Origin of the sequence: Arcobacter peruensis (assembly GCF_003711085.1) — a bacterium.
GTDB classification, from domain to species: Bacteria; Campylobacterota; Campylobacteria; order Campylobacterales; family Arcobacteraceae; genus Poseidonibacter; species Poseidonibacter parvus.
Genome location: NZ_CP032363.1, coordinates 67,995 through 86,924, shown reverse-complemented (window position 1 = coordinate 86,924; position 18,930 = coordinate 67,995). Strand labels below are relative to the sequence as shown.

Annotated in this window: 21 protein-coding genes; all 21 read right to left on the bottom strand. The window is 26.6% G+C overall.

Going from position 1 to position 18,930, the window contains the following annotated elements; genetic code table 11:
* Positions 1-3: 3 nt before the first annotated feature.
* The 21 genes from D3Z07_RS00405 to D3Z07_RS00305 are packed head-to-tail and all read right to left on the bottom strand — an operon-like array spanning position 4 to position 18,903.
* The gene (locus tag D3Z07_RS00405; RefSeq protein ID WP_122892784.1) at positions 4-789 is read right to left on the bottom strand and encodes a hypothetical protein; all 786 of its coding nucleotides are present in this window, start codon (positions 787-789) and stop codon (positions 4-6) included.
* A gap of 29 nt (positions 790-818) precedes the next feature.
* Positions 819-1,655, bottom strand: coding sequence for a glycosyltransferase family 2 protein (locus D3Z07_RS00400; RefSeq protein WP_122892783.1), 837 nt, complete (start codon positions 1,653-1,655; stop codon positions 819-821).
* Positions 1,652-2,485, bottom strand: coding sequence for a glycosyltransferase (locus D3Z07_RS00395; protein ID WP_122892782.1), 834 nt, complete (start codon positions 2,483-2,485; stop codon positions 1,652-1,654). The genes D3Z07_RS00400 and D3Z07_RS00395 overlap by 4 nt, the downstream gene beginning before the upstream one ends.
* On the bottom strand, positions 2,478-3,578 hold the full coding sequence (locus tag D3Z07_RS00390) for a DegT/DnrJ/EryC1/StrS family aminotransferase (protein ID WP_122892781.1): 1,101 nt from the start codon (positions 3,576-3,578) through the stop codon (positions 2,478-2,480). The genes D3Z07_RS00395 and D3Z07_RS00390 overlap by 8 nt, the downstream gene beginning before the upstream one ends.
* A 13-nt stretch (positions 3,579-3,591) precedes the next feature.
* Positions 3,592-4,005, bottom strand: coding sequence for a MaoC family dehydratase (locus D3Z07_RS00385; RefSeq protein ID WP_122892780.1), 414 nt, complete (start codon positions 4,003-4,005; stop codon positions 3,592-3,594).
* Positions 3,989-4,756 carry an N-acetyltransferase gene (locus D3Z07_RS00380; protein WP_206423289.1) on the bottom strand — a complete coding sequence of 256 codons (768 nt, stop codon included), beginning with the start codon at positions 4,754-4,756 and terminating at the stop codon, positions 3,989-3,991. Before D3Z07_RS00380 ends, D3Z07_RS00385 begins: the two co-directional genes overlap by 17 nt.
* Complete coding sequence (locus tag D3Z07_RS00375; protein ID WP_122892779.1) at positions 4,746-5,153, bottom strand: sugar 3,4-ketoisomerase; 408 nt, start codon at positions 5,151-5,153, stop codon at positions 4,746-4,748. Before D3Z07_RS00375 ends, D3Z07_RS00380 begins: the two co-directional genes overlap by 11 nt.
* Complete coding sequence (gene rfbB, locus D3Z07_RS00370; RefSeq protein ID WP_122894168.1) at positions 5,146-6,180, bottom strand: dTDP-glucose 4,6-dehydratase; 1,035 nt, start codon at positions 6,178-6,180, stop codon at positions 5,146-5,148. Before rfbB ends, D3Z07_RS00375 begins: the two co-directional genes overlap by 8 nt.
* 11 nt (positions 6,181-6,191) lie before the next feature.
* Positions 6,192-7,055 (bottom strand): dTDP-4-dehydrorhamnose reductase, encoded by an 864-nt coding sequence (gene rfbD / locus D3Z07_RS00365; RefSeq protein ID WP_122892778.1) that lies wholly within the window; start codon positions 7,053-7,055, stop codon positions 6,192-6,194.
* Positions 7,056-8,144: a hypothetical protein gene (locus D3Z07_RS00360; protein WP_122892777.1), complete on the bottom strand. Its 1,089-nt coding sequence runs from the start codon at positions 8,142-8,144 to the stop codon at positions 7,056-7,058.
* Positions 8,145-8,151: 7 nt separating this feature from the next.
* Positions 8,152-9,621, bottom strand: a complete 1,470-nt coding sequence (locus D3Z07_RS00355; RefSeq protein ID WP_122892776.1) for an MBOAT family O-acyltransferase — start codon at positions 9,619-9,621, stop codon at positions 8,152-8,154.
* Positions 9,622-9,631: 10 nt separating this feature from the next.
* On the bottom strand, positions 9,632-10,219 hold the full coding sequence (gene rfbC / locus D3Z07_RS00350; RefSeq protein ID WP_122892775.1) for a dTDP-4-dehydrorhamnose 3,5-epimerase: 588 nt from the start codon (positions 10,217-10,219) through the stop codon (positions 9,632-9,634).
* A complete protein-coding gene (rfbA, locus tag D3Z07_RS00345; RefSeq protein ID WP_122892774.1) occupies positions 10,216-11,106 on the bottom strand; it encodes a glucose-1-phosphate thymidylyltransferase RfbA in 891 nt (296 codons plus the stop codon). The genes rfbC and rfbA overlap by 4 nt, the downstream gene beginning before the upstream one ends.
* Before the next feature lie 42 nt (positions 11,107-11,148).
* Positions 11,149-12,345 carry a nucleotide sugar dehydrogenase gene (locus D3Z07_RS00340; RefSeq protein ID WP_122892773.1) on the bottom strand — a complete coding sequence of 399 codons (1,197 nt, stop codon included), beginning with the start codon at positions 12,343-12,345 and terminating at the stop codon, positions 11,149-11,151.
* Between the two features lie 17 nt (positions 12,346-12,362).
* Positions 12,363-13,319, bottom strand: coding sequence for a glycosyltransferase (locus D3Z07_RS00335; RefSeq protein WP_122892772.1), 957 nt, complete (start codon positions 13,317-13,319; stop codon positions 12,363-12,365).
* Positions 13,316-14,314, bottom strand: coding sequence for a glycosyltransferase family protein (locus D3Z07_RS00330; RefSeq protein ID WP_122892771.1), 999 nt, complete (start codon positions 14,312-14,314; stop codon positions 13,316-13,318). The genes D3Z07_RS00335 and D3Z07_RS00330 overlap by 4 nt, the downstream gene beginning before the upstream one ends.
* Position 14,315: 1 nt before the next feature.
* Positions 14,316-15,416: a glycosyltransferase family 4 protein gene (locus D3Z07_RS00325; RefSeq protein WP_122892770.1), complete on the bottom strand. Its 1,101-nt coding sequence runs from the start codon at positions 15,414-15,416 to the stop codon at positions 14,316-14,318.
* On the bottom strand, positions 15,416-16,291 hold the full coding sequence (locus D3Z07_RS00320) for an ELM1/GtrOC1 family putative glycosyltransferase (protein ID WP_122892769.1): 876 nt from the start codon (positions 16,289-16,291) through the stop codon (positions 15,416-15,418). Before D3Z07_RS00320 ends, D3Z07_RS00325 begins: the two co-directional genes overlap by 1 nt.
* Positions 16,269-17,174 carry a lipid A biosynthesis lauroyl acyltransferase gene (locus tag D3Z07_RS00315; RefSeq protein ID WP_122892768.1) on the bottom strand — a complete coding sequence of 302 codons (906 nt, stop codon included), beginning with the start codon at positions 17,172-17,174 and terminating at the stop codon, positions 16,269-16,271. The genes D3Z07_RS00320 and D3Z07_RS00315 overlap by 23 nt, the downstream gene beginning before the upstream one ends.
* Positions 17,174-18,649: a Ppx/GppA phosphatase family protein gene (locus D3Z07_RS00310; RefSeq protein WP_122892767.1), complete on the bottom strand. Its 1,476-nt coding sequence runs from the start codon at positions 18,647-18,649 to the stop codon at positions 17,174-17,176. Before D3Z07_RS00310 ends, D3Z07_RS00315 begins: the two co-directional genes overlap by 1 nt.
* Positions 18,649-18,903, bottom strand: coding sequence for a YfhL family 4Fe-4S dicluster ferredoxin (locus D3Z07_RS00305; RefSeq protein WP_076087589.1), 255 nt, complete (start codon positions 18,901-18,903; stop codon positions 18,649-18,651). The genes D3Z07_RS00310 and D3Z07_RS00305 overlap by 1 nt, the downstream gene beginning before the upstream one ends.
* Positions 18,904-18,930: the final 27 nt, after the last annotated feature.

Below are 18,930 nucleotides of genomic sequence, written 5' to 3'. Positions count from 1 at the left end.
ATTTTAATACCAATACTTTTCAATCCAAGGAGTTGGTTTACAAACTTTATAAAGCTTCTTCCAACTTTGACCTTTTTTAACTCGCCAAATACCTTTTATCGCTTCATCTGGTTTTGGATAACCATGGAAATTAACAACACTTAGATTCGGCATATTTTTTGGAAGACTTGGGGTAATAAAGTATCTAAAAGGAATAAATTTAGGAATACAATCAAATCTAAATGAACAGAACCAATCATCAGGCCAGAAATTTAATTTTCCATATTTTTCAATAACCTTTTCAGATAAATATTCTTGACATGCTGTATGAAACTTATCACATACTTCTTTTGGGTTTTGTTCATAATACTCTTTAATAAATCCTAATGTTCCCACAACCCAAGAATAACATGTAGCTTGACCTACATTATTACCCTTACTATTAGTATCATTAATAATATAGAACTTTTCATTTTCTGGATATTCAAAGAAACCATCTATATTACCGACAATAAGAACATCTAAATCAAAGAATAGTACCCTTTGTCCATTAAGGTCACCTAAGTTATCATCACACAATCCAGCTTCTTTACGATATCCATATCGTATTCCATAATCTTCAATAGTATTTAACACAGGCACTGGTTTTACAATAATGTTTTCATTTAAATCACGTGAATCTTCAGTAAAACAATAAAAATTAATTTTATATTTAGTATTTTTAGTAACCATATTATATAATTTATTTACATCTTCAGAACTATAAACAGTACCCCACTTAATACAAACTATATTTTTTGATTCACTCATTCTTTACCTTTTAAATTTGATTTAGTATTTTAGCTAAACTTTTCTTTTAAATATTTGTATGAATATTTAAAGAAGTATTTAAATTGACCACTTCTTAATGCTCTTTGAAAAGACTTTCTATATATTTTTGCAACTGCTTTTTTTCTTTTTGATTCATCATCAATATTTTTATTATAAATCTTTACTATTTCTTCATAATAAAACTTAAGTACATTCTTACTTCCACTTAAATTATCTTCATGCCATCTGTAAAAGGTATGAATTTTATTTATGTAACCAACTTCAAAGTTCTTTGTAAGCCTTAGCCAAAAGTCAGTATCTTCAAACTTTAAACTTGCATCATAAAAACCAATCTTTTCATAAACTTCTGTTCTATATAAATGAGAAGGAGTATTTATACCACCCTTCCCCTCAATAATTGAATCAAATAAAAATCCTGTATTTTTTTTCTTTGAATAATCTAAGATATTCTTTTTATTATCATCATTATCAATAACTTGAGAATTAGAATGAACTAACATATATTTAGGATTTTCTTCTAAATATTTAACTTGTTCTTCTATTTTATTTAACATCCAATAATCATCAGATCCAACAAAGGAAATATATTTACCTTTAGATTCTTTCGCAATCTCATTTAAGGTGTTACACATACCTTTATTAGGTCGAGTATATATTTTATAATTTTTATTATAATCTTGAGATTCTAAATAATCTTTGGCTACTTCAAATGAATTATCTGGAGAACCATCATCTATTACTATTAGTTCAATATTCTTATAAGTTTGTTTTACAATTGATTCTAAACACTTTATTATGTAGTTTTCATGATTATATAAAGCTACACCTACTGTTACTAAGTTCATCTATTGTTATCCATTTTTAGTTTTAATTTTTTAACTTTTCTTTTTAACTTTCTTGATTTATTCCATAATCTTAATCTGTCTTTTAAAGAAAACTTATGTCCATATTTATCAATTGTTTTAATACATGATTCTGAAAATTTCATTGCAGCATTCTCATTTTTTATAGTATTGTTGTCATGTAATCTATATGCAGCCACTTTTTCATCAAAAAATAAAATTAAATTTTCTGATACAGCTCGTACAGCGTAATCCCAGTCTTCTAAAATAACTTCGGGATCATAATATCCTAATAAATCATAAATTTTTTTATTTAACATATAAGAAGGTCCTACAATAGCCCACTTATATAAAATTTCATTTTTTAATTTTTCATCAGTAAAATAATTGCTTTTATTTCCATAATGTAGCTCTTCAATTGTACTATTGTTGATAGTAGTATTAGTATCATCTATTGCGATACAATCTGAAATTAACATTAATTTGTTTGGATTTCTTTCTAAAACTTCTACTCTTTTTGAAATAGTGTTATTAATCAAATAATCATCACTCGCCATGTTAAGTATATATTTACCAGTACTTAATGATATTAGTTCATTAAGAGTATTATGTAAGCCTTTATTTTCTCTTGAAAGATAGTTTATGTTAATATTTTTATTTCTATCTATCCATTTTTTTACAACTTCATTACTGTTGTCTTTTGATCCATCATTAATTAATATTATCTCCTTATTATCATAAGAATCTTCAATGATTGAATCTAATAATTTTTCAATAAACTGTTCATGATTATAAAGTGGGATAAGGATACTAACTAATGGTAAATTACTCATAACTATTTAATACCTCTACAATTTTTTTTGTATTTTCTAATGTTTGATTTCCACTTATTGGTAAACTTAAAACTTCATCATGTATTTTTTCACTAATTACATAACTCTCAAGTTCCCACTCTTTATAAGCATTTTGTTTATGTGGAGCTATAGGGTAATGAATAAGAGTTTGTATATCATTATCTAAAAAATATTTTTGTAATTTATCTCTTCTGTTAGTTCTAATTACAAATAAATGCCATACTTGGTTATCTTCATTTCTAACAGTTGGTAGAATTATATTTTTGTTATTAATATTTTTTAAATAGTAATTAGCTATTTCTCTTCTATTTTCAATCTCTTTATCTAGATATTTAAGCTTTACTCTTAACATAGCAGCTTGAATTTCATCTAATCTACTATTAGTACCTTTATAAATATTTTCATATTTTCTAAGACTTCCATAGTTTCCTAGTGCTCTTATAGTATTAGCCAATCTTTCATCATTTGTTGTTACAGCACCACCATCACCTAATGCACCAAGGTTTTTGCCAGGATAAAAACTAAATCCACTAGCATGACCTAAATTACCTGCTCTTTTATTTTTATAGAATGCGCCATGTGATTGAGCTGAGTCTTCAATAACTTTCAGATTATGTTTTCTTGCAATTTCATTAATTTTATCCATTTCACAAGTTTGTCCATAAAGATGAACTGGCATAATTGCTTTTGTCTTAGAAGTAATTTTTTCTTTTATTTTAGCTGGGTTGATTAAATATGTATCAATATCTGGTTCAACTAGTATGGGAATTAAATTATTTTGTGAAATTGCAAGAATAGATGCTATATATGTATTTGAAGGTACTATTACTTCATCTCCATCTTTTATATGCTCTAAATTTTTATATGCTCTAAGTATTAAAGTTAATGCATCAAGTCCATTTGCTACACCAATTGCATATTTTGTACCACAATATTGTGCAAACTCTTTTTCAAATTCATTACATTCATTTCCTTGAACATACCAACCACTATCTATAACTTTAGTACACGCTTCAATAAGTTCTTCTCTGTATTGAGCATTTATATTTTTTAAATCTAAGAATGGAATCATTTATTCTTTTCCTTTATGGTACATAGAGTTCAGCTGTCCCAGTTATTACAGCCTTATTTTTGACTAAACATTTTGTATCAAAAAAAACTCTTTTTTTTATAATATCAACATTTGTAACTGTTACTATTGCGGTTACAGTATCACCAAGATAAACAGGTCTCTTAAAGTTTAAATTCTGAGACACATATACACACCCTTTACCAGGAAGTTTAGTCCCAAATAATGCAGAAAAAAAACTAGCACTGATTAATCCATGAGCAATTCTTTTTTTATATCTTGAATTTTCGGCATAAACTTCATCTATATGAACAGGATTATGGTCTCCAGACAATTTTGCAAAAGTTTTTACATCTGCATCCGTGATTACCTGAGAGTATGATGCAATCATACCTATTTCAATCTCTTCTACACTATAAGATTCCTTCATCTGATAATGCCTCCCATTCAGTAATAACTTCTTGAGGATATCCTCTATGAAAATGTCTTATCCATGGATAGGCTGGTCGTCTTGTTCCATCTTTCAATCTAATTTTTGATGCTAAACAAACTTTTTTTGCAGGGTTTCCGCTATAAAGCATATTAGGTTCAGTTTTTATACTTAACATTGAATTTGCCCCAATCAGACATCCTGTCGATACTTTAATCCCAGGAAGAATAACACTCATAGTAGATATTACTGCAAAATCTTCTACTTTAACACCTTGCATAACTTCACTTGGAGGATGAGGATCATTTGTTAAAACAACATATGGGAAAATCCAAATATAATTGCCAATTTCTGAATGTTGTCCAATATGAACATTACTATGTATTCTTACATAATCTCCAATATTACAATGTCCTTGAATATCAGTTAAAGTACCTATTTGTAAATTTTTCCCAGCAATTGTTTTTTCTCTTACTGTTACTCGATGACCAGTTATTAACTTTTCACCAAATTTTGAACCTTCATAAAAAATACTTTTTGAACGTATATGTGAATTTTTACCAATATAAAGTTTTTCCCCTTTAGATAAATGATTTTCAACTCCTATTTCACAATAACCTTCTATAACTGTATTTTCTTCAATTTCGACGTTTTCATGAATAGTAGTAAACTGTCCTATTTTGACATTTTTACCAATTTTCGCTTTATCCGATATAATTGCTGTTGGATGAATTAAGTATTCATTTAGCACTTTGAAGCTCCTCTAAAAACTTATCATAACTTCTAATATAATCAGACTCATCATAATGTTCGCTTGCTAATACCATTAAAACACAATCTTCACTGAAGTTTTTCATTTCTCTCCAAATAAGTCCTTCTATATATAACCCTTGATTTGGATTATTAAGTTCTATTTTTTCTGTTTTCTCACCATTATCTAGAACAAAAGTACAACTTCCCTTTACTGCAACTGCTATTTGCTTAAGATTTATATGAGCATGAAAGCCTCTTTCTACACCTTTTTTAGTATCAAAGATATAGTAAACTCTTTTTATATCAAATGACGTATTATATCCTTCCTCAATAGCTATTAAAGAACCTCTGTCATCACCTAATGTTTGTAAATCATTCAATTCATATTTACCCATTATACTTCCCTAAATACCAATCAACAGTCAACACAATCCCAGTATCAAAGTTCTCATCAGCTTTCCAACCAAGCTCATCTTCTAGTTTTGTAGCATCAATAGCATATCTTCTATCATGTCCAGCTCTATCTTCTACAAATGTAATTAGTTCTTTATAAGAAGTTAGAGTTTTTGATGGAACTTTTGTATCAAGAATAGTACAAATTGCATCTACTATTTGAAGATTTGTTCTTTCATTTCTTCCACCAATATTATAGGTATTTGCTGTTTTTCCTGTATGATAAACTATATCTATACCTTTACAATGATCTAATACATACAACCAATCTCTAATATTTTTACCATCTCCATAAATTGGAATTTTTTGGTTAGATAGTGCTTTTCTAATAATTGTAGGTATTAGTTTTTCATCATGTTGTTTTGGTCCATAGTTATTTGAACAGTTTGTAATTACTGTATTCATTCCATATGTTTCATTATATGCTCTTATTATCATATCACTTGATGCTTTTGAAGCTGAGTATGGAGAGTTTGGTGCATATGGAGTAGTTTCAGTAAACAAGTCTTTTGGATCACAGGAAAGTGTTCCATATACTTCATCTGTTGAAATATGATGAAATCTACTTTTCTTGTAATCTGCTTTATAAGTAAATGGTTTATCCATCCAGTATTTATATGCTACATCTATTAAAGTAAAAGTTCCATTTACATTTGTATTTACAAACACACCTGGATTTTTAATAGAGTTATCTACATGTGATTCTGCTGCAAAGTGAATTACTCCTTGTATATCATATTCATTAAATATAAACTCAACTAAGTCTCTATTACAAATATCACCTTTTATAAATTTATATCTAGGATTTTCTTCACACTCTTTAAGGTTTTCTAAGTTACCTGCGTATGTTAGAAGGTCTAGGTTTATTAGATTATATTCAGGGTATTTATCTAGGAAGTATGGCACAAAGTTTGAGCCTATAAAGCCTGCTGTTCCTGTTAATAAAATACTTTTTTTATTTTTATTCATATTATTTGTCATTATGATCTTTCTCCTAGTGTTCTCAAACATTTATCTAAACTATCTTTCCAAAATGGAATAGTTATATTAAATTCATTTTTTATTTTACTTTTATTTAAAAGCGAAAAATGTGGTCGCTTCGCTGGTGTTGGGTATTGGTATGTTTCAATTGGATTAATTTGACAAGTAATCTTTGCCATTTTCATAATCTCTTTTGCGAAGTCATACCAAGATAGTACTCCTTCATTTGAGTAGTTATATATACTTACTTTATCATTTTTTATATTTGGCAAGATATCTAAAATAGCTTTTGCTAAATCAGCTGCATTTGTAGGAGTTCCTACTTGATCAAATATTACACCTAATTCATCTTTTTGCTTCCCAAGTCTTAGCATTGTTTTAACAAAGTTATTTCCAAATGTTGAATAAACCCATGATGTTCTAATGATAATAGAGTTTAATGGATTAATATTAATCATTTCATTTTCACCATCAAGTTTTGTTTTACCATAAACTGAATTTGGGTTTGTTTGAAACTCTTCACAGTATGGTTTGAAGTTTTTACCATCAAATACATAATCAGTTGAGATATGAATTAGTTTTATATTTAACTCTTTTGAAACAAGAGCTAGTTTTTTTACTGCTTTTCTATTTGTTAGGTCTGCATTTTCAACATCTGTTTCAGCCTTATCAACTGCTGTATATGCTGCACAGTTTATTATTGAATTAATACTGTTTGATTCACAGAAGTTTTTAATACTATCTTTACAAGTGATATCTAGGTTTTCTCTTGTTGTAAAAAAGAAGTTATAAGAGTACTCTTTCTCTAATTCTCTTATTTCAGATCCTAGTTGGCCATTTGAGCCTGTTACTAGTATATTCAATTAATTTCCTTCATTATTAAAATCTAAATTATCTACAATAAGTTTTCTAGCTTTTGTATTCCAATGTGTATCATCAGAATGATAAAGATCAAGAACATTAGATTTATTTAATTCTTCAAGTAATATTTTTTTTGTATCAATAAAAATATAATCCTTATCTAAATTTCTTAAATATTCAAAAAATAAACTTTTAGGATAGTTGTCTTTATTAACTAAATTATCTCTATATAAATTATATTTATCAACAGCAGGCATGAAATATAATACTATTCCTTTTTCTTTTAATAAACGTGCTAATTCATTCATACGACTATTTAATTTAATAATATCATTTTTACTCTGATATTTAATAAAATCAATATCATCTCTAAAAAACATTAGTTCATCTTGAACCTCAGAAGAAAACATGTTTTTATTAAGTTTTTCAATGTAATAATTTTTGTACCTACCATAGCCATTCAAATAAAACTTTAAATTATATTTTACTAAATTATAATTTAAATTATTTATAAAACTAATATTATCTTTATATTTATTATGTGAATTAAAGATATCTTTAGTTTTTTTTATTTTTCCAAAAATATTTCCAACATAGCTATAGTTAGAATTAAGTTTTTCTAAACCTATATTTAAATGAACATTTCGTTGAACACATTCAAGAATAATATATTTTGGTTTTACTTTATCAAAAAAGTCACTATTTAACAATAATAATATACTATCAATATAATTATTTTTATCTGATATATCAGGAATATTAAGAACTTTAAAATCAAATTTACTAGAAATATAATCTTGATAATATCTATTTTCTCCCCCTCCTGCTCCATTAGAAAAAGAATCTCCAATAGTTATAACATCAACTTCTTCATTTTCATATTCTTTAAAATTGATATGTTTTTTTTCAAGTGTATCAATATTATTTCTTAAATTTATTAAATCAAACTTATATGACATTCTAGCTAAATCACCAACAACATGGTTATTAGGATATACTTTTTTAGTAAATTGCCACAATATCAAATGAACACAAACAAAACAAGATAATAAAATAATCAGCCAATAAGTAAATTTTTTATTTTTATTCATTCTTATCCTAAAAATTAAAATATATAAATTCTGAGAATTTATTAAAGTTTGATAACGTGTAAAAAAGAATAATTATTATAAATAAGAAATATTTTATATTTGCTTTAAAATGAGTTCGTAATTCAATAGTGTTTTTTAGAACAAGAACAAATACTAAACTCATTGTTATCCAAGTAAAACTATTACTCCCATTGATATTAAATAACCATTTATCAAATGTTACTCCACAGTTAGCTAAGAAAGGTAGCTTATTTGCAAACCTTTCTGAAAAAACAATCCCTGAAAGACCAAACATTCCAGATAAAACTTTAATAGCATCATCCCATTCTTTAGCTCTGAAAAATACCCAAGTGATATTAATAAAGTTAAAAGTAATTAACCAAGCTAACCATGACCACATTTTAAATCCGAGTGTTTGCCATAGTCTATGAATAGATAAAGCTAAACCATGAAGAAATCCCCAAAATAAAAACGTCCAACCAGCTCCATGCCAAAATCCACCTATTATAAAAGTAGCCATTAAGTTTGAATATGTTCTAAAACTTCCTCTTTTATTTCCACCTAGAGGAATATAAACATAATCTCTTAAAAACCTTGATAATGTAATATGCCATCTTCTCCAAAAGTCTTGTATAGATAAAGCTTTATATGGAGAGTTAAAGTTAATAGGTAGTTTTATATTAAATAATAATGCAATACCTATTGCCATATCTGTATAACCTGAGAAATCAAAATACAATTGAAAAGTATAAGATAATGAAGTAGCCCAAGCTTCAAACAAATTCAATGTTGTTGCTGTATCAAATCCTGCATTTGCCCAAACTGCAAAAGTATCTGCTATTACTACTTTTTTAAATAAACCCATTGAGAATATAAATATACCTAAAGCTATATTCTTATAATTCTTTACCATATTTCTATTATTAGCAAATTGAGGCATCATCTCTTTATGATGTACGATTGGTCCTGCTATTAGTTGAGGAAAGAAAGTTACAAATAGTGCATAATTTAAAAAATCATACTCTTTTGTCTCACCTCTATAACTATCTACTAAATATGCTATTTGTTGGAAGGTAAAAAAAGATATTGCTAATGGCAATAATAGATTCAATAAATCAACATTTGTTCCAAGTGCAAAATTAAAGTTTTCAATAAAAAAATCTGCGTATTTAAAATATCCAAGTAATGATACATTACAAACAATACCAAATATTAGAATTGATTTATTTGAAAATGTTTTTTTACTAGTTTTCTCTTTCTTAGTTTTAGCTAATGTATTTCCTATTGCATAATTAAATAGCATACTTCCTAGTATTAGAGGTAAATAGGCTATATTCCAATAAGAGTAAAAGAACAAAGAAGAAAACACTAGAAATGCTTTACTTGCTGTTGTTAATCTTTTACTATTTAGATAAAAATATATAAAAAATGTGATGGGTAAGAATATGAATATAAATTCGTAAGAATTAAAAAGCATTTATTAAACTTTATCTTTCATAGTAATTAATACCAAATTCAAATATTTCTTTATCATCTTCAATAGAAAATAGCTTTGGTTGTTTTGTATCTTTTTCTGATAGTTTTAACTCACCATGTTCTAATTGCCAGTTGATATTTAAATCCTTATCATCAAAGGCTATTCCTCTATCACATTGTGGGCTATAATAATTATCTACTTTATATGCAAATACTGTATCATCTTCAAGTACTACAAAGCCATGAGCAAAGCCTCTTGGAACTAGAAGTTGTTTTTTATTATCTGCTGATAATTCAACGCTCACGTGTTGTCCAAATGTAGGAGAGTTACGTCTGATATCAACTGCAACATCTAGAACAGATCCTTGGATAACTCTTACAAGTTTTGTTTGTGCATGAGGTGGTAGTTGATAGTGAAGTCCTCGCAAGACCCCTTTACTTGATTTTGATTCATTATCTTGGCAGAAGTTTATTTGGAATCCCAAGAACTCTTCTAATTTATCTGCACGAAATGTCTCTACGAAGTAACCTCTATGATCTCCATGAACAGTTGGTTCTACAATAACTACATCAGGTATTGTTGTTCTTATGAAATTCATCTAGCTACTTTTCCTTCTTTTGCTCTTTTGATTAGGTATTGACCATAGTTATTCTTTTTTAGTGGTTGTGCTAATTCTAAAAGTTTCTCTTTAGTTATATAACCCATTTCATAAGCTATTTCTTCTAAACAAGCAACTTTAAGACCTTGTCTATGTTCAATAGTTTGAATAAAGTTAGAAGCTTCTAGCATAGATTCATGAGTTCCAGTATCAAGCCAAGCGTATCCTCTTCCCATTAGTTCAACTTTTAATCTTTCTTCTTTTAGGTAATCTTGATTTAAAGTTGTTATTTCTAATTCACCACGATCAGAAGGTTTTACTTGTTTTGCTTTTTTTACTACATCAGAAGGATAGAAGTAAAGTCCTACAACTGCGTAGTTTGATTTTGGTTCAAGTGGTTTTTCTTCGATAGAAGTTACATTACCTTCATCATCAAATCCAGCAACACCATATCTCTCAGGGTCATTTACTCTATATCCAAATACTGTTGCTTTATTTTCTTCTTTTGCATTTTTAATAGAGTTAGCTAAAAGGTTAGTCATTCCATCTCCATAGAAGATATTATCACCTAAAACTAAACAAGCATCATCACCAGCTAAGAATTTTTCACCTAGTGTAAAAGCTTGTGCTAAGCCATCTGGGCTTGGTTGAACTATATATTCAAATTTCATACCAATATCAGACCCATCACCTAGAAGTTCTTCAAATCTTGGCAGATCATGTGGAGTTGAAATAATTAATACTTCTTGAATACCTGCAAGCATTAAAATTGAAAGGGGATAATATACCATTGGTTTATCATAGATTGGAACTAACTGTTTACTTACACCTTTTGTGATTGGGTATAGTCTTGTTCCACTTCCTCCAGCTAGTATTATTCCTTTCATTTACGCTCCTTTTTTAATTTTATTTTTTTCATAATTAAACTTTTAACTATCACTATTAAATAAATCTCTAGTATAAACATTATCTTGAACATCAAGTAAGTCTTCATTAAGTCTATTTGCTACTATTACATCTGCCATTGATTTAAATTCTTCTAAATCTTTAATCACTTTAGAGTTAAAGAAAGTATCATCTTCTAAGTTTGGTTCATAGATGATTACTTCAATTCCTTTTGATTTGATTCTTTTCATGATACCTTGAATAGCTGAAGATCTAAAGTTATCAGAACCTGATTTCATTACTAATCTATAGATTCCTACTTTTTTTGTAGTTTCTGCTTTTGTCATAGTAAGGTTTAATTTTTCTATGATTGATTTTGCAATAAAGTCTTTTCTAGTTGTATTAGAGTTTACAATAGCTTCTATCATATTTGATGGTACATCTTTATAGTTTGCTAGTAATTGTTTTGTATCTTTAGGTAAACAGTATCCACCATATCCAAAACTAGGATTATTATAATGGCTTCCAATTCTTGGATCTAATCCTACACCTTCTATTATTTGTCTAGCATCTAGATTATGTGATTGTGCATAAGAGTCTAATTCATTAAAGTAAGATACTCTCATAGCAAGGTATGTATTTGAGAAAAGCTTTACAGCTTCAGCTTCAGTTGAGTTTGTAAAAAGAATATCTATATTTTCTTTTTTAGCTCCTTGTGCTAAAAGCTTTGCAAAAGTTTCAGCTCTTTGTGATTGTTCACCTACAATAATTCTTGAAGGATATAGATTATCTTGTAGTGCTTTTCCTTCTCTTAAAAACTCTGGTGAAAATATTATATTAGTAGTATTAAACTTTTCATTTATAGATTTTGTATATCCTACAGGTACTGTTGATTTTATTACCATTGTAGTATTAGGATTTATTTCAAGAACATCAGTAATAACATATTCTATAGATTTAGTATTAAAATAGTTTGTTTCAGGATCATAATCTGTAGGTGTAGAGATGATTACAAAATCAGCATCTTCATATGCCTCTTTTTTATCTAAAGTAGCTCTAAAGTTTAAATCATCTTTTAGAAGATATTCTGATATTTCTTTATCTTCTATTGGAGATATTTTTTTATTTAGAAGTTCTACTTTAGAAGGTATGATATCTAATGCTACTACTTCATTATGTTGCGATAGTAAGATACCGTTTGATAGTCCTACATATCCTGTTCCTGCTATTGCTATTTTCAATACTTTTCCTTGGTAAATTATACTTTTTTTAAAAATTCTTCTAAATCTTTTTCAGCTTTTGTATATATCTTTTGAAATCTATCATAACCATTTGTTGACACTTCCATAATTTTATTTTTTTCAGCAATTAAATCAATTAAAGTTTCAGATAATGATTCTGCAGTGTTATCACATACTACTAAATCATTTTTATTATAAAATTCAAATAACACATCACTATTCATTGTTACTGTACATTTTTTACATGCAGTTGATTGATAAACCTTATTAGGTATCACACTTTTTGCTTTCTTACTTTCTCCAAAAATTCCTAAAACTATATCATTTTTTCGTATTATATTTGCTAATTCTTTTTCTTCAATAAATGTTCCATCCATTCGTACATTTTTTAAATTTAATCTTTTAAATAATTCATGCATTGAATCAAATATTTGGCCTTTACCAATAATCTCAGCTTCAAAGTTAACGTTTTGTTTTTCCATTAAACTAAAGGCATTTAGAATTATATCAATTCCATGTAAAGGGATAAAAGAACCATAAAAAAGTATTTTAGTTTTTTCATTATCTTTCTTCTCTTCAGAAGGAAAGTATATATCTGTATCAGCAAGTACAGGTAGTACTAGATGCTCACCTTTAAATTTTCCAAATAACATTTCCCAATATTTAAAGTGAGACATCGTATCACTCATCAAATATTTAGAAAATCTAAAGTTAAACCAATCTTGAAAATACTTCCACCATGCACGTGGATTTTTATTAGTAATTTTTTTTCTATCATAAACATATGTATCGTAATTTGAAATAAAAAAATCATTAATTATTTTATCTCTTTTTAAAAAATTCTTAAAAAATTGATTTTTTGAAAAAGGTAATAATATATAAATATCCTTTTTTATATCTAAATTATTAGTAAATTTTTTAATTATATTAAATCTTGAATAATCTTTATTTTGTCGAAAGAGATATTTTATCATTTGTACCACTCATAATTAACTAATTTTTTATTATCTTGATTGAACAAATCAAGAATATATTCAGCTACTCTTTTAGAATTAAATAGATTATGTACTCTATTTGAAAGCCATATAGATTTATCTATTCTCTCTTTTTCATTTTCTAAAAAGTAATCAATTTTAGAAGATAATTCATCATAAGAAGTATAACATTCTAATTTATCTTCAAAAAACTTCTCTGCACCAATGATTTCTGTACTTAAGGGGAAAGAACCATTTCCTAAAATATGCATTAATCTATCAGATGTGTACCATTCATAACCTAAAGTAAAGTCTCTATTATGATTGATGCATATTTTAGAATCAGCTATTAAAGAAAAGTATTCTTCTCCAATAACAACAGATTCTTTGTTCTGACCAATAAACTTTGTTTTAATATTCTTATTAAGATTTGAATTCAAGAAGTCTACTAAAGTTTTCCGTTCATTATCTAATCTACCAGAGAATAACAAATCATAGGAAAAGTTTTCTTTTTTAAATGCATTATGTTTTTCAATATTATTATCCACTAAATTTGGAAGGAAAAACGTATTTTTATTATAGACTTTTAAATCCTTAATAAAATCACCACCTGCAGTAGTTAAAATAAAATCAAAATAATGTGCGACTTCTTTAAAATATTTTTGTATTGGAACATCATTGTACCAATAAATCATATTGATTTTTTTATTTTTAATATAATCAAAAGTATCTTTTAAAATTAGTTCAGCATGACCAAATATAATTAAATCTGGTTTTAAATCATCTATTAAAGATTTAAAAAAGTTATTCATCTTTTTTTGACCATTTTTTTTATTTCTAAATACAGATAGGTACCTAGAAGTATCTCTGTAATCAAAATTATGAACAAAATGATTATTTTGTGTTAAACCTTGAGATATCTTAATAGGATTGGAATATAAAGAACCACCTGTTTTTGTAAGTATATTAAAAGGAGCACAATGAATAATTCTCAAATCAATCTCCTAATACTTTTTTATAAACTTCAAGATTTTTTTTGACCATCGTAGTTAAAGTGAAGTTTTCTTTTGCAAAGTTTATAATAGAATCTTTATCAAAAGTATAATTTATTGTTTTTTTAATTTTACTTGCTAGATCTTTTTCATCATTAGGGTTAAAAAAGAAACCAGTTTTTTCTTCTATGATGTAATCTGATGTTGCACCAATATTAGTAGCAACTAAAGGAACACCTAAAAACATTCCTTCTACATTTGCTCTTCCAAATGTTTCTGGTTTGTTAGAGGAAGATATATTAATATTAGTAATTGATAATATTTCTTTTATTTTTTCACAAAACCCTAGAAAAACAATATTATTTTCTAAATGATGCTCTTTAATTATATTTACTAAGCTATTGTAGTAACTTTCTCTATCTTGACTGTAACTTCCTACTAATAATAGTTTTATATTTGGATATTTCTCTTTAAGTAAACTTATTGCTTTTATTGTAGTTTCTTGATCTTTCCAATGTGTTATTCTTGCTATTTGAGATAAGATAATAGAGTCTTCTAAATTATATTTTTTTATTAATTCATTAATAAAAACTTTATCTAGGTTTAAGCTATTAAAGTATTCTTCATCCATACCTCTAGAAATTAGTGTGATTTTATTTTCATTAGCATTGTAATATTTTTTTATATGCTCAATCATAAATTGACTACCACAAATAATTCTATCTGCTTTAACCATTATTTTACTATAAGAACTAATAGAATTAAAACCATGAACTGTACTTACAACTTTAATATTTAAACTTTTATTCGCAAAAAAAACAAGCCATCCTGGAACTCTACTTCGTACATGTAGAATATCAGGATTCAACTCTTTTAATATTTTTTTAAATTTTATTACACGAGGAATAATTGTAAATATATTTTTACTAGCAATATCAAAACTTATGTGCTTACCACCATCAGATAAGATATTGTTAACTAACCTACCACCATTACTAATAACAATATTATCTATACCCTGTTTTATAAATTCTTTATTTAAATCAACAACACCTCTTTCAACTCCACCTTCATTAAGATTAGGAATAAGTTGTATTACTCTCATTAAATTTCAACTTTCTCTAATAACTTATTAAAATCAATTTTAGTATCAATATTATTAGCTATTTGTGCTAATTTATGAAACTTTGTATCTTTATGTGAAGATCTTAATTCTATAATTGAAATATCTGCATGAGAATTTGCTCTTGCTTCACTAATCATTGAAGTTGAATCAATTGTTATAAATAATTCTTCACATTTCTCAATAAAATCTGGTATTGGGTTTATTGTTGGAGTATCTGAATATACTAATTTATAATCAAATTCATATTGATTTAATAAATCTTCTATATTTTTTGACGTTCTTCTTGATGTAGTTATATATTTTAAATAACCATCATAGTTTTTAAATATTAAATCTAACACATTTTTAATATTCTCAACATCCATTTTAAAAACACTATTATCTCCACCTATAATAATACCAATTGATTTATCATCACTTGATTGTTTTATTATATTTTTTGACTTTACAAAAGACAGGTTAAAAGGTATTGATATTATATTTTCAAGTTTAGGAGCATCATCATGTTCTTGCGCAATAATATAATCAAAATCTTTATAATTATAAGATTTTGGAAGCATAAGTGCGATTGATTTAATATTATATTTTTTAGAAATAAATTTATTAAAGTAATAAGTTCCAGAACCTGTACTTACAACTGCATCATAAAAGTCAAAATTATATTTTTTATATTCTTTAAATAACTCATCTGAATATCTCTCAAATTTATCTAAGGCATATGTTAATAATTTAAATGCTTTTAATTTAAAATGAACTTCTAAAATATCATAACTTATATTTTTAATTTTACAAAAGGCGATTGATTGATTTAAGTGACCTGGTTTCCCGTCACTAATTATTAGTATTCTTTTCATATATCTCTCTATAATGACTTTTAAACCTTTTATGAGGCCAAAACCATTGTTTTTTATCTTCAAGTATTATATCAGATATTGCATTAGCTTGAAGTTGAGATAAGACTTTTATGTCATTTTCTTCATTATTAGTTCTAATAGGTAATATAGGGTCATAAACTTTAATTTTATATTTATAATCATCTTGATTAAATATAGCAATAGGTATAATTGTTGCTTCAAACTTTCTAGCAAGAATAGATGATGTAGAAGTTTGATATGCTTTTTCCCCTAAAAATTCAACCTCGGTACCCTCTCTTGAATTTATACTTTGATCAATTATTAATGATATCGCTTCTTTTTTTATTAATGCTTTTACAAGTTTTTTAACTGCTCCATCTCTAAATATTATTTTAGAACCAGATTTTTCTCTTGCTTTTACAATAAATTCATCTATTTCTTCAAAATTTGATTGCCTTGCAACTTGGTGGATAGTTAGAATGTTTTTATTAATATAAGTACTTAACATTTCCATATTTCCAAAATGTGCAGAAATAAAAATAATAGGTTTTCCTTTTAATAAAGCTTCATCTATTATTTTTTTATTTTCAATACTAACACTATTTTTTAGTTCATCATTAGTAACATCTAAGTTTTCAATAAGAGATTGAACCCATAATAGCATATTTAAATATGAATATTTTTGTATTTCTTGTATTTCTTTTTTTGAAATTTTATCATCGAACACAAGTTTTAAATTTGCTTCGATAATCTTATTAGTTTTAGAAGCAACTAAGTAAGCAAAACTTGCAAGTAATTTAAAAAAGCCTCGTCTCATAAACTTTGGTAATTTTCTTAAAATAAATACAAAAACTAAGAATATATTATAAATAAGTTTATTCATTATAATACCTCTAGATTAAACTCTTTTGGTAACTCTAATTTTTCAATATTTGAATTAATTAAAAAAGTTTTATTATCAAGTTTTAAACTTAATGTATTTGTCTCTTCATTTAAAATATAATCTATCTTTGGTCGAGACATATCTAAATTTGATACAATATTTAATGAAATCATAAAAGACAACCATCTCATAACTTCAATATCAGGTAATAACTCTTGGTATTCGCTTATATCTTTTTTTGAAGGTAATGACTTTTTAGAAAATTTAATCATATGTGCAATTATAACTCTTGTTGTATGTAAAAAATCGTAAGAAAGTCCATTTAAAATAAAATCAAAAGCATTGTCATTTGATTTATAAAAGTTTAGTGTTGAACCAATTGAGTGAAGCTTTGAAGCAATTACTAAAAATGTTTTATATTTATCATCTAATTCATGCATTGGCTTTAGTGCATAAAATATTTTTGAAGCATTATTTCCCATATATGCGCTTTGTTTTGGATCTATTTGAAATCTATCAAGAAGTGATCTAACACTAACATTAAAATTTGAAGGAAACTTACAATTAGAAGTTCTAAGTAAATCGTTTAAGTAAACACCTTCACGTACACCAGCACCTGAAGTTATAACTTTTGAGATATTTAATTCATCTAAAATAGTTTTGAAAATAAAAGTACCTTCTTTTATCGTATCAAACCTATCTTTTTTAACACCTAAGGATTTTAATTCATCAGTATCTTTTGCATTTATAATTTCATTTAAAAAATCTTCTTCTTTTGAAACTTTATATTTATAGCCATGTAAAATATCTAAAGGATATTCATTTCTTTGCATGATTATTTTAGAAACAGACCTAATACTACCTCCAATACCAACAATTACATCAGGGACTTCAACATTAAGTTCAAAAATCTTTTTTAAATTATCTATTATGTATTCTCTTGCACCATCAATGTCATTTTTATTAAAAAACAATTCTTTCATACGAACTGTTCCTATATTTAATGAAATTGATTTTACAATATTTTTATCTTTTACAAAACAAAACTCAGTAGAACCTCCACCTATATCAACAGTTACAAAACTATCATCATGTAAAAGATTCATTGCAGCAACTCCACCAAAGTATGCTTCTTTTTCTCCATCAATTACTTTAATGCTTAAGCCAAAATCTTTTTTAATTCGTGATAAAAAAACTTTTGAATTTGGTGCATCTCTTAGCGCTGATGTAGCAACACAGATAACTTTTCGTGATTTAAGGGATTTGGATATATTTAAAAAAGATTTCATAGATTCGTAAGCACGTTGCATAGGAATTTCTTGAAGATTTCCATTATTTTCATAACAGCCTTCAGAAATTTTCACCCTACTTTTCGTTTCATTTATTAGATTAAATGCAAATCTACTACTTTTTTGTAGAACAACCATACGCATTGAGTTAGACCCAATATCAATAATAGTTGTAACTTTAGACATTAAACTTCTTCTTCTTGTAGTTGCTTAAATTTGAATTTTAATTCTTCCATTGTTTCTTGGTTATCTGGATCGATGATAATACAATCAACTGGACATACTTCTATACAAGAAGGCTCTTCATAATGACCTACACACTCTGTACATCTGTCAGAATCAATTAAGTATATTGGATCACCCTCTTCAATTGCATAGTTTGGGCACTCTTCTCTACATGCATCACATGCGATACATTCATCTGTAATAATTAAAGACATTTAACACTTTCCTAAATAAATTATATA